Raw genomic sequence first — 12384 nt, 5'->3', positions numbered from 1 at the left:
TTGCCCCAGAGGGCGAGCTGACAGCGCAAATGGCCATTATGCGACAGGCGGATGCGGCATGCGCGCCAGACCTGCCAGCCTGGCCGGCACCAGAAGCTCGACCCAGAGCCATCGCGCAGCACCCAAGAGTTTTTGTTGCCTGACGCCACCAGCACACATATTGTTACAAAACTGTTCAGCGTGCTGCCTCGCGCCCCACCTTTGCAGTGAGGACGAGTACTGACCAGGGATTGCTAACAAAACAGCCAAAGTGAGTGAAAAAATGTCCACGACCACGGGCAACGGCAAGGCGATCTTTCGCGTTGTCAGCGGCAACTTTCTCGAGATGTTCGACTTCATGGTCTATGGCTTCTACGCCACGGCAATCGCCAAGACCTTCTTTCCGGCCGACAGCGCTTTCGCTTCATTGATGCTGTCCCTGGCCACTTTCGGCGCCGGCTTCCTGATGCGTCCACTGGGAGCGATCTTCCTCGGCGCCTACATCGACCGTCACGGCCGCCGCCAGGGCCTGATCATTACCCTGGTACTGATGGCCGCGGGCACTGTGCTGATTGCCTGCGTGCCGGGCTACGCCACTCTCGGCGTCGCCGCTCCACTGCTGGTGCTGCTGGGTCGCTTGCTGCAGGGCTTTTCCGCTGGCGTGGAACTGGGTGGCGTGTCGGTGTACCTGGCCGAGATCTCGACACCGGGTCGCAAGGGCTTCTTCGTCAGCTGGCAATCGGCAAGCCAACAGGCGGCCGTGGTGTTTGCCGGCTTGCTGGGGGTGGGTCTGAACCACTGGCTGAGCCCCCAACAAATGGGTGACTGGGGCTGGCGCGCGCCGTTCCTGGTGGGCTGCATGATTGTTCCGGCAATCTTCATGATCCGCCGTTCTCTCGAGGAAACACCCGAGTTCCAGGCCCGCAAACATCGCCCCACCCTGCAGGAAGTCATCCGCTCCATCAGTCAGAACTTCGGAGTCGTCATTGCCGGCATGGCCTTGGTGGTGATGACCACCGTGTCCTTCTACCTGATCACCGCCTACACCCCGACCTTTGGCAAGGCCGAGCTGCACCTGTCGGACTTCGACGCCCTGCTGGTGACTGTGTGCATCGGCCTGTCGAACTTCTTCTGGCTGCCAGTCATGGGCTCGCTGTCGGACCGCATCGGTCGTAAACCGCTGCTGCTGGGCGCCACCATCCTGGCCATCTTCACCGCTTACCCGGCGCTGTCCTGGCTGGTGGCCAACCCCAGCTTCAGCCACCTGCTGATCGTCGAGCTGTGGCTGTCCTTCCTCTATGGCTCGTACAACGGCGCGATGGTGGTGGCCCTGACTGAAATCATGCCGGTGGAAGTGCGCACCACCGGCTTCTCGCTGGCCTACAGCCTGGCAACCGCAACCTTCGGCGGCTTTACCCCGGCGGCCTGCACCTACCTGATCCACGTTCTGGGCAACCAGGCGGCACCGGGCATCTGGCTCAGCGGCGCGGCGGTGCTGGGGCTGATTGCGACACTGGTGCTGTTCCGTGGCAACCGCCACGAACTGCGTACAGCGCAGGCGGCTGGCAGCGCCTGACAGCCAACAGCGCGGACAAGTTGGCACCTACAAATGACGCCGGCCTCGCAGGCGAAAGCCACAAACAAAAACGCCCCGACAAGTCGGGGCGTTTTCATTTCAGCAGTCGCTTAGCGTGGGAATGCTGGCGGGTTGACCCCCGCCATGTCTTCCATCACGCGCACAACCTGGCAGCTGTAACCGAACTCGTTGTCGTACCAGACGTACAGAACAACGCGGTTGTCCTGAACGATGGTCGCTTCAGCGTCGACAACACCGGCGTGACGCGAACCCACGAAGTCGGTGGACACCACTTCCTGCGAATTGACGAAGTCGATTTGCTTATGCAGATCGGAGTGCAGCGCCATGTAGCGCAGGTACTCGTTCATCTCTTCACGGGTGGCGGCTTTCTCAAGGTTCAGGTTGAGAATGGCCATCGACACGTTTGGCGTTGGAACGCGGATCGCGTTACCGGTCAGCTTGCCGGCCAGCTCAGGCAGGGCCTTGGCAGCAGCGGTAGCAGCACCCGTCTCGGTGATCACCATGTTCAGCGCGGCGCTACGGCCACGGCGATCGCCCTTGTGGAAGTTGTCGATCAAGTTCTGGTCGTTGGTGTACGAGTGAACGGTTTCAACGTGACCGTTGATGATGCCGAACTTGTCATTCACCGCCTTGAGCACCGGCACGATGGCGTTGGTGGTGCAGGAAGCGGCGGACACGATCTTGTCGTCAGCAGTGATTTCGTTGTGGTTGATACCGTGAACGATGTTCTTCAGCTTGCCTTTGCCAGGCGCGGTCAGAACCACGCGGTCGATACCCGGGCAGGTCAGGTGCTGGCCCAGGCCGTCGGCATCACGCCATACACCGGTGTTGTCCACCAGCAGCGCATTCTTGATCCCGTACTGGGTGTAGTCCACCTCGGTCGGGTTCTTCGCGTAGATCACCTGGATCAGGTTGCCGTTGGCGGTGATGGTGTTGTTTTCTTCGTCGATGGTGATGGTGCCGTTGAACGAACCGTGTACCGAATCGCGACGCAGCAGGCTGGCGCGCTTGGTCAGGTCGTTTTCGGCGCCTTTGCGCACCACGATGGCGCGCAGACGCAGGCCGTCGCCACCACCGGTTTTCTCGATCAGGATGCGCGCCAGCAGACGGCCGATACGACCGAAGCCGTACAGGACAACGTCAGTGCCTTTGCGGGCCGAAGCGTTTTGCTGGCCAACCACGTCAGCCATTTCTTCGCGAACGAACTGCTCGGCGCTGCGGCCATTGCCTTCGTTACGGAATTTGAACGCCAACTTGCCCAGGTCTACCGAAGCTGCGCCGAGCTTGAGCTCGCTCATTGCTTTAAGCAGAGGGAATGTTTCGTGGACGGAGAGTTCGCTGTCGTCGGAGGAGCGATGGCGAGCAAAGCGATGAGCCTTGAGAATCGCGATGACAGACTGGTTGATCAGGCTGCGGCCATAGATCGAGCTCACCACATTGTTATTGCGGTAGAGCTGACCGATAAGCGGAATCATCGCTTCTGCGAGTGCTTCACGGTCGATCCATTCACCAAGACACTGGTCGGGCTTCTGAGTCACGGGAACCTTCCACATGTAGGGGCAGAAAAAAGGGGCTACATTATGACGCCGAGTCCCTCTCGTAGCAATGCGCGCCTGTCGTGCGGAACGTAACAAAAAGCCCTTGCAAAAAAACACCACTATGCTGGAGGCCAGTAAAACCGCGGCTTCCAGCCGCGTCAATTTTTTGGACAGCCAAGCAACCTGTATGTAACCCTCCGTAACACCGAGCAAATTCGGCACTACATTTCCACCAAAAAAGCACATTTTGTTGTCATAGCCACTACATTTGCCCTGACCGGCGTAATAGACGCATCAGCCACTGACAGTGGCCACCCGGGGCCGTTACAATTACCGACTTTCGTCGCAACGCTTGGAGCTTGACCGTCCGTGCCCGTCCTGCGTCTACCGCTACTCCCTGCCGCCGCCGGTAAACAGCATTGGGGCAACCTGCCCGGTGCCGCCCTGAGCCTGGCCATCGCCGAAGCCGCCAGCGCCGCCAAGCGCTTTACCCTCCTGCTGACCGCCGACAGCCAAAGCGCTGACCGGCTGGAACAGGAGCTGGGCTTCTTCGCACCGGATCTGCCGGTGCTGCATTTCCCCGATTGGGAAACCCTGCCCTACGACCTGTTCTCGCCGCACCAGGACATCATTTCCCAGCGCATCGCCAGCCTCTACCGGCTGCCGGAGCTGGAGCACGGCGTACTGGTGGTGCCCATCACCACCGCCCTGCACCGCCTGGCGCCAACCCAGTTCCTGCTGGGCAGCAGCCTGGTACTGGACGTTGGCCAGAAGCTCGATGTGGAACAGATGCGCACGCGCCTGGAGGCCAGCGGCTACCGCTACGTCGATACAGTTTATGAGCACGGCGAATTCACCGTGCGCGGCGCCTTGATCGACCTGTTCCCCATGGGCAGCAAGTTGCCTTACCGCATCGACCTGTTCGACGACGAAATCGAGACCCTGCGCACCTTCGATCCGGAGAACCAGCGCTCCATCGACAAGGTCGACTCGGTGCGCCTGCTGCCGGCCAAGGAATTCCCTCTGCAGAAAGAAGCAGTGACTCGCTTCAAGGCGCGCTTTCGCGAGCGCTTCGACGTGGACTTCCGCCGCTGCCCGATCTTCCAGGACCTGAGCAGCGGGATTACCCCGGCCGGTATCGAGTACTACCTGCCGCTATTCTTCGAAGATACTTCGACCCTGTTCGACTACCTGCCCCAGGACACCCAAGTGTTCTCCCTGCCGGGCATCGAACAGGCCGCGGAAAACTTCTGGAACGATGTACGCAACCGCTATGAAGAGCGCCGCGTCGATCCATCGCGCCCGCTCCTGCCTCCGGCGGAACTGTTCCTGCCGGTGGAAGACTGCTTCGCCCGCCTGAAAAACTGGCCACGGGTGGTGGCCAGCCAGCAGGACATCGAAACCGGCGTCGGCCGCGAGCGTTTCCCGGCCCACGAATTGCCCAACCTGGCCATCGAGGCCAAGGCCAACCAGCCGCTGGCGGCGCTCTCGGGCTTCCTCGACGAGTTCCCCGGCCGGGTGTTGTTCACCGCCGAATCCGCCGGCCGCCGGGAAGTGCTGCTGGAGCTGCTGGAACGCCTCAAGCTGCGACCGAAGACCGTCGACAGCTGGCCGGATTTCGTCGCCAGCAAGGAGCGCCTGGCGATCACCATTGCCCCTCTGGACGAGGGACTGGTGTTGGACGACCCGGCCCTGGCCCTGGTGGCGGAAAGTCCACTGTTCGGCCAGCGGGTGATGCAGCGTCGGCGCCGGGAAAAACGCGCCGACGCCAATAACGATGCAGTGATCAAGAACCTCACCGAGCTGCGCGAAGGCGCGCCGGTGGTGCATATCGACCACGGTGTCGGCCGCTACCTGGGTCTGGCGACCCTGGAGATCGACAACCAGGCCGCCGAGTTCCTGACCCTGGAATACGCAGAGGGCGCCAAGCTCTATGTGCCCGTGGCCAACCTGCACCTGATCGCCCGCTACACCGGCAGCGACGACGCCCTGGCGCCGTTGCACCGCCTCGGTTCCGAAGCCTGGCAGAAAGCCAAGCGCAAGGCCGCCGAGCAAGTGCGCGATGTGGCCGCCGAGCTGCTGGACATCTATGCCCGGCGCGCCGCCCGGGAAGGTTACGCCTTCGCCGATCCGAAGGCCGACTACGCCACCTTCAGCGCCGGCTTCCCCTTCGAGGAAACCCCGGACCAGCAGAGCACCATCGAAGCGGTGCGCGAGGACATGCTCTCGGGCAAGCCGATGGACCGCCTGGTGTGCGGCGACGTCGGCTTCGGCAAGACCGAAGTGGCCATGCGCGCCGCTTTCATTGCGGTCCACGGCGGCAAGCAAGTGGCCATCCTGGTGCCCACCACCCTGCTCGCCCAACAGCACTACAACAGCTTCCGCGACCGCTTCGCCGACTGGCCGGTGACCGTGGAGGTGATGAGCCGCTTCAAGTCGGCCAAGGAAGTGAACGCCGCGGTGGCGGACCTGGCCGAAGGCAAGATCGACATCGTCATCGGCACCCACAAACTGCTGCAGGACGATGTGAAGATCAAGAACCTGGGGCTGGTGATCATCGACGAAGAACACCGTTTCGGGGTGCGCCAGAAGGAACAGCTCAAGGCCCTGCGCAGCGAAGTCGACATCCTCACCCTGACCGCCACGCCGATCCCGCGAACCCTGAACATGGCCGTCTCGGGCATGCGCGACTTGTCGATCATCGCCACGCCGCCGGCGCGACGCCTGTCGGTGCGCACCTTTGTCATGGAGCAGAACAAGAGCACGGTCAAAGAGGCCCTGCTGCGTGAGCTGCTGCGTGGCGGCCAGGTGTACTACCTGCACAACGACGTGAAAACCATCGAGAAATGCGCCGCCGACCTGGCCGAACTGGTGCCCGAAGCACGGATCGGCATCGGCCATGGGCAGATGCGCGAACGCGAACTCGAACAGGTGATGAGCGACTTCTACCACAAGCGCTTCAACGTGCTGATCGCCTCGACCATCATCGAGACCGGGATCGACGTGCCGAGCGCCAACACCATCATCATCGAGCGCGCCGACAAGTTCGGCCTGGCCCAGTTGCACCAGTTGCGCGGTCGGGTCGGCCGTAGTCACCACCAGGCCTATGCCTACCTGCTGACACCCCCGCGCCAGCAAATCACCCCGGACGCTGAAAAGCGCCTGGAAGCCATCGCCAATACCCAGGACCTGGGGGCCGGTTTCGTGCTGGCCACCAACGACCTGGAGATTCGCGGCGCCGGCGAGCTGCTGGGCGACGGCCAGAGCGGGCAGATCCAGGCTGTGGGCTTCACCCTTTATATGGAGATGCTCGAGCGCGCGGTGAAGGCCATCCGCAAGGGCGAACAGCCGAACCTCGACCAGCCCCTGGGCGGCGGCCCGGAAATCAACCTGCGCCTGCCAGCACTGATTCCCGAGGACTACCTGCCGGATGTCCACGCCCGCCTGATCCTCTACAAGCGCATTGCCTCGGCGACCGACGAGGACGGCTTGAAGGACCTGCAAGTGGAGATGATCGACCGCTTCGGCCTGCTGCCGGAGCCGACCAAGAACCTGGTCCGCCTGACCCTGCTCAAACTCCAGGCCGAAACCCTGGGGATCAAGAAGGTCGATGGCGGCCCGCAAGGCGGGCGCATCGAGTTTGCCGCGGATACGCCGGTGGACCCATTGGCACTGATCAAACTGATTCAGAGCCAGCCCAAACGCTACAAATTCGAAGGCGCAACCCTGTTCAAGTTCATGGTGCCGATGGAGCGCCCGGAAGAGCGCTTTAATACACTGGAGGCGCTGTTTGAACGCCTCACCCCGAAAACTGCTTGAAGGACGCCCCATGCGCCTGTTCCGCTCCCTGTCCCTGCTCTTGACTCTGATCGCGCCGATGGCGTTTGCCGACGACCTGTACCAGGTGGAAATGATCCTTGTACGGCAGAATGCCGAGCCGCAGATCCTCAGCCGTGCTGCCCCGGAAGACTGGGCCGCCGGCGCTCAACACCTGAGCCCGGACAGCCAGCGCACCCCGTCCCTGGGCGGGATCGTCGAGAAGCTCAACGCCAGCGGCAACTACAGCGTGCTGCTGCACAAGGCCTGGCAGCAGACCCTGGGGGAAACCCCGGTCAAGGTGGCCCTCAGCGACGGGCCGGAGCAATTCGGCCAGTTCCCCATCGAGGGCACCCTGAACCTCAAGCTCGGGCGCTTCACCGATGTGGACGCAGACTTCTGGATCAACCAGATCGACAGCAATGGCCTGGTCACCCGCAGCGAACGCCTGAAGCAGCAAAGCCACACCAAGAACGGTCAGCTCAACTACCTGGACAACGGCCACCTGGCGCTGCTGATCAAGATCACCTCGCTCACCGCACCGGCGCCGCGCCCTGCTCCAACTGAAATACCGGACTGATCGAAGTCCCTATGACCCCGCCCCTGACCAAACCCCTGGCCCCGTCCTGGGTCAATCGCTTCAAGGAACAAACCTTGGAGCGTGGCCGGCGTTACGCCCTGGAAAGACGCGTGCGCATCGTGACTGCCGCAGACAGCGCTATCACTGCCAGTTGCGAAGGCTCCGGTGGCAATGTCTATCGGCAGAACATCAGCCTGCGAGAATCGAGCAAGGGCAACCTGCTGCTGATCGACGCTCATTGCACCTGCCCGGTCCGCAGCAACTGCAAACACATCGCCGCCGTGCTGTTGCAAGTGGAAGAAACCCTGGCCTTCCCCGCCGCCGCCAAGGATGCCGAGCTGCTGGAGAAACTCTCCGCTGTCCTCGACAGCCGCCGCCCCGCCGCGCCGCCACAGCACTTGCTGGAGGATGTGCAACCCGTGCCGCGCCTGTGGCTGGCAAGCATCGAATTCAGCGCTTTCGAACCACGCAACGGCAAGATGCAGCGCTATATTCAGCACCGCGCCGCACTGTCATTCAACTACATGGGCGAACACGTCAGCGGCCAGAAGTATGCCGATGTGATCATCCGCCAGGAGCATCAGACCCTGCGTATAAAGCGCCACCCCGAGCGTGAGCAAGGCTGGCGCGAGCAACTGCGAAACCTGGGTTTCAAGATCGCCACCCGGCAGAGCAAGGCGTTACCGGAAAGCGCCGGCGAGCTGTTCGAGATGGTCAACGACAGCGCCTGGCTGACCTTCACCCTCAATGAGCTGCCCAAGCTGCGCAACCAGGGCTGGGAGCTGCAGATCGACGAAGGCTTCGGCTTCGACCTGACAGCCGTGGACGACTGGTACGCCAGCGTCGACGAAGCGCCAGGGCGCGACTGGTTCGACCTGGAACTGGGGATCATCGTCAATGGCGAGCGCCTGAGCCTGCTGCCGATCCTACTTAACCTGATGCGCTCCCACACCGAACTCCTCAACCCGGAACGCCTGGCCAGGCGCCGTGACGATGAGTTGATCCTGGTGAACATTCCCAACCGACCCAATTCCTTGCACGGCCCGCTGCAAGTGGCACTGCCCTACGGCCGCCTGAAACCGGTGCTGGCAACCCTGGGTGAGTTCTATCTGCATGAGCCCGGGGAAACCGCCCTGCGCCTGAGCAGTGCCGATGCCACACGCCTGAACCCACTGCAGGACCTGCCGCTGCTCTGGGAGGGTGGCGAGCATATCCGCACCTTTGCCCAGCGCCTGCGCGACATCAAGGACTACTCGGCGCCGGTGCCAGAAGGGTTGAATGCCACCCTGCGCCCCTATCAACAGGAAGGCTTGAGCTGGATGCAGTCCCTGCGCCAGCTGGAAGTGGGCGGCATCCTCGCCGATGACATGGGCCTGGGCAAAACCCTGCAGACCCTGGCCCATATCCTCAGCGAGAAAAACGCCGGCCGCCTGGACCGCCCTTGCATGGTGGTCATGCCCACCAGCCTGATTCCCAACTGGCTGGACGAAGCGGCGCACTTCACCCCGCAACTCAAGGTTCTGGCGCTGTATGGCGCGGGACGCAAGAAACACTTCGCGCAACTGGCCGACTACGACCTGCTGCTGACCACCTATGCACTGCTGCCCAAGGATGTTGAACTGCTGGCCGCGCAGCCCTTGCACGTACTGATCCTCGACGAGGCGCAGTACATCAAGAACCCGTCGAGCAAGGCCGCCCAAGCCGCACGCGAACTCAACGCCCGGCAGCGCCTGTGCCTGTCTGGCACGCCCCTGGAAAACCATCTTGGAGAACTCTGGTCGCTGTTCCACTTCCTGTTGCCGGGCTGGCTTGGCGATGCCAGGAGCTTCAACCGCGACTACCGGGTGCCGATCGAAAAGCACGCCAGCGAAGTGCGCCTGCAGCACCTCAACGGCCGGATCAAACCCTTCCTGCTGCGCCGCACCAAGGAGCAGGTGGCCACCGAGCTGCCGCCCAAGACCGAGATCATCCATTGGGTCGAGCTCAACGAGGCGCAACGTGATGTCTACGAAACCATGCGCCTGGCCATGGACAAGAAAGTCCGCGACGAGATCACCCGCAAGGGCGTGGCGCGCAGCCAGATCATCATCCTCGAAGCGCTGCTCAAGCTGCGCCAGGTGTGCTGCGACCTGCGCCTGGTCAACGACTCGCCCCCGGCACGGGGCAGCTCGTCGGGCAAACTCGACAGCCTGATGGAGATGCTTGAGGAGTTGTTCGAAGAAGGCCGGCGCATTCTGCTGTTTTCGCAGTTCACCTCGATGCTGAGCCTGATCGAAGCCGAGCTCAAACGACGCAAAATCGCCTACGCCCTGCTCACCGGCCAGACCCGGGATCGGCGCACGCCGGTGCGGGATTTCCAGAGCGGCAAGCTGCAGATCTTTTTGATCAGCCTCAAAGCGGGCGGCGTGGGCCTGAATCTGACCGAGGCCGACACCGTGATCCACTACGATCCGTGGTGGAACCCGGCGACCGAGAGCCAGGCTACCGACCGCGCCTACCGCATCGGCCAGGAAAAGCCGGTGTTCGTCTACAAGCTCATTGCCCGGGGCACCGTGGAGGAGAAGATCCAGCTCCTGCAACAGGAGAAGTCGGACCTGGCGGCAGGCGTACTGGACGGACGCAAGGCCGGCGACTGGAAACTGCAGAGCGAAGACATCGAAGCCCTGTTCGCCCCGCTGCCAGACAACAAAGCCGGCCGCTGACCCGATATGGGCACCCGGGACTTGCTCCTGGTGCCCATTAGTCCGGCGTCCTCAGTCAATCAGCTGAGCAGCCCTCAACGCCTCCAGGGCCTTGAGCCAGCGAGGGTCCTGCTTGTACTCGACACTGGCAAACGCCTGACCACGCATCCGTGCAATGCGCGGCGACGGCTGCACTTTCAGGCGCTGCGCCGCGCTCAATGCCAGCTCGGCCGCAGCACGGTCATTGCACACCAGGCCCATGTCACAACCGGCACCAAGAGCGGCTTCGATCCGGCTCGCGGCATCCCCCACCACGTGAGCGCCGGCCATGGACAAGTCATCACTGAAGATCACCCCGTCAAATTGCAGCTCGCCGCGCAGGATGTCCTGCAACCAGCGCCGAGAGAAACCAGCCGGCTGGGGGTCGACTTGCGGGTAGATCACATGAGCCGGCATCACTGCCGCCAGTTGCTTGCTCAGGCGCGCAAATGGCAGCAGGTCCTTGGCACGAATCTCATCCAGGCTGCGCTCGTCGTTGGGAATCGCCACATGGGAATCGGCCTCGGCCCAGCCATGCCCGGGGAAATGCTTGCCCGTGGCCGCCATCCCGGCGCTGTTCATGCCGCGGATAAAGGCACCGGCCAACAACGCCGCGCGCTCCGCATCCCCCTCGAAAGCCCGACTGCCCACTACCGCACTGCGCTGATGATCAAGGTCCAGGACCGGAGCAAAACTCAGATCAAGGCCCACAGCCAGCACTTCGGTGGCCATTATCCAGCCACACTGTTCAGCCAGGTATTCGGCATTCGGGTTATCCGCGAGGGCGCGCATGGCCGGCAGACGAACAAAGCCCTGGCGTAGCCGCTGTACCCGGCCACCTTCCTGATCCACCGCCAATAGCAGATCAGGACGGATGGCGCGGATCGCCGCACAGAGCTCACGCACCTGGCGCGGATGCTCGATATTGCGAGCAAAGATGATCAATCCACCCACTTGCGGCTGGCGCAGGAGTTGGCGATCTTCAGCCGTCAGCCAAGTACCGGCGACGTCCACCATCAAGGAGCCTTGCAGGCCAACGGTCATAAAATTTCCTTAATCACAAATACGCGCGCCATCAGCGATGGCTTCCTGGCGACGCAGACAAGGCCGTATCCGCGAGGGACACAGCCGAGCCGATCGACATCGACGAGAGGAAAGCACAGGGGTAAAAACGGGAATCGGCATGGGCGGCTAGCTTAGCGGATGTAAGCTGTCGCGCCCACCCGTGAGGTCAAGCCTTGGCGACTGCCGGGGCCGACTTGCTACGCGGCTTGAGCTGAGCGCTAGCCATGGCTTCGTCCGTGACCCCGGTTTCGGCACGCATGCCGGCGGCGAGGAACGGCACCATCAGCCGCATCACCTGCTCGATGGAGGTATTGACCCCGAAATCGGTCTCGGCAATGGCACGCAGCGCCTTGATACCAGACATGCTGAAGGCCGCAGCACCCAGCATGAAGTGCACACGCCAAAACAACTCGATGGGGGGAATACGCGGCGCCGCTTCGTTAACCAGCAACATATAACGGCGGAATACCTTGCCATACATGTCTTCCAGATAACGCCGCAAATGGCCCTGGCTCTGACTAAAGGCCAGTCCCAGCAGACGCATGAAGATCGACAGATCGTTACCACTACGAGGCTGCACCACCAGCGCCTGTTCGACGAGGATTTCCAACAGTTCCTCAAGACTCGGCTTGCTGTCCGGTTTTGACTGCCGCCGCTCCAGCTCGCGATCAAGACTGATGCAGAAAGGTCCAAGGAAGCGCGAGAACACTGCCTGGATCAACGCCTTCTTGGAACCGAAATGATAGTTGACTGCCGCCAGGTTGACCCCGGCCTTGCTGGTGATCAGCCGCAACGAGGTTTCGGCAAAACCTTTTTCCGCGAACAACTGCTCGGCAGCATCGAGAATGCGTTCAACGGTTTCCGACTGGGCCATGGCTACTCCGCCTGACAAACACTTGTTTGAAACATACGTTTCAGGCTCTGCAATGTCAAGCCTGCCGGCCTCTGCAGAGGCCATACGGCGCGCTATTTAATCATACCTACCGACCTCTGTAGCCAGCCTTCGGCAACGGATTCCAGCATCAGGATGACGACCGCCCGGTAGCCCCCAGAAAAAGGAGGATTGCCAAGTGACACTCACTGTATATA

Annotated in this window: 7 protein-coding genes; 4 read left to right on the top strand and 3 right to left on the bottom strand. The window is 62.1% G+C overall.

The genetic code is table 11. From position 1 onward, the window contains the following. Positions 1–262 precede the first annotated feature (262 nt). Positions 263–1555, top strand: coding sequence for an MFS transporter (locus Q8O96_RS01945; protein WP_305948265.1), 1293 nt, complete (start codon positions 263–265; stop codon positions 1553–1555). Positions 1556–1665: 110 nt separating this feature from the next. Here the strand turns inward: Q8O96_RS01945 and Q8O96_RS01940 are convergent, their stop codons facing one another. After that, positions 1666–3129, bottom strand: a complete 1464-nt coding sequence (locus Q8O96_RS01940) for a glyceraldehyde-3-phosphate dehydrogenase (protein ID WP_102863767.1) — start codon at positions 3127–3129, stop codon at positions 1666–1668. A gap of 354 nt (positions 3130–3483) precedes the next feature. Here Q8O96_RS01940 and mfd point away from each other — a divergent pair, with 354 nt between their 5' ends. From mfd to Q8O96_RS01925, 3 genes are read left to right on the top strand one after another with little or no spacing between them, the layout of a single operon-like run. Next, positions 3484–6933: a transcription-repair coupling factor gene (gene mfd / locus Q8O96_RS01935; protein ID WP_305948264.1), complete on the top strand. Its 3450-nt coding sequence runs from the start codon at positions 3484–3486 to the stop codon at positions 6931–6933. Positions 6934–6943: 10 nt separating this feature from the next. Beyond that, positions 6944–7510 carry a CsiV family protein gene (locus tag Q8O96_RS01930; protein ID WP_250329366.1) on the top strand — a complete coding sequence of 189 codons (567 nt, stop codon included), beginning with the start codon at positions 6944–6946 and terminating at the stop codon, positions 7508–7510. Between the two features lie 11 nt (positions 7511–7521). Then, entirely contained in the window at positions 7522–10212 is a 2691-nt protein-coding gene (locus Q8O96_RS01925; protein ID WP_305948263.1) for a DEAD/DEAH box helicase, read from the top strand. Between the two features lie 51 nt (positions 10213–10263). Here the strand turns inward: Q8O96_RS01925 and nagZ are convergent, their stop codons facing one another. Next, positions 10264–11262 carry a beta-N-acetylhexosaminidase gene (gene nagZ / locus Q8O96_RS01920; RefSeq protein WP_305948509.1) on the bottom strand — a complete coding sequence of 333 codons (999 nt, stop codon included), beginning with the start codon at positions 11260–11262 and terminating at the stop codon, positions 10264–10266. Positions 11263–11461: 199 nt separating this feature from the next. After that, positions 11462–12169 carry a TetR/AcrR family transcriptional regulator gene (locus Q8O96_RS01915; protein WP_016967101.1) on the bottom strand — a complete coding sequence of 236 codons (708 nt, stop codon included), beginning with the start codon at positions 12167–12169 and terminating at the stop codon, positions 11462–11464. Positions 12170–12384 lie beyond the last annotated feature (215 nt).

This window comes from Pseudomonas sp. LPH60 (assembly GCF_030718165.1).
Classification (GTDB): domain Bacteria; phylum Pseudomonadota; class Gammaproteobacteria; order Pseudomonadales; family Pseudomonadaceae; genus Aquipseudomonas; species Aquipseudomonas danubii.
This window is presented reverse-complemented; position numbering and strand designations above follow the sequence as displayed.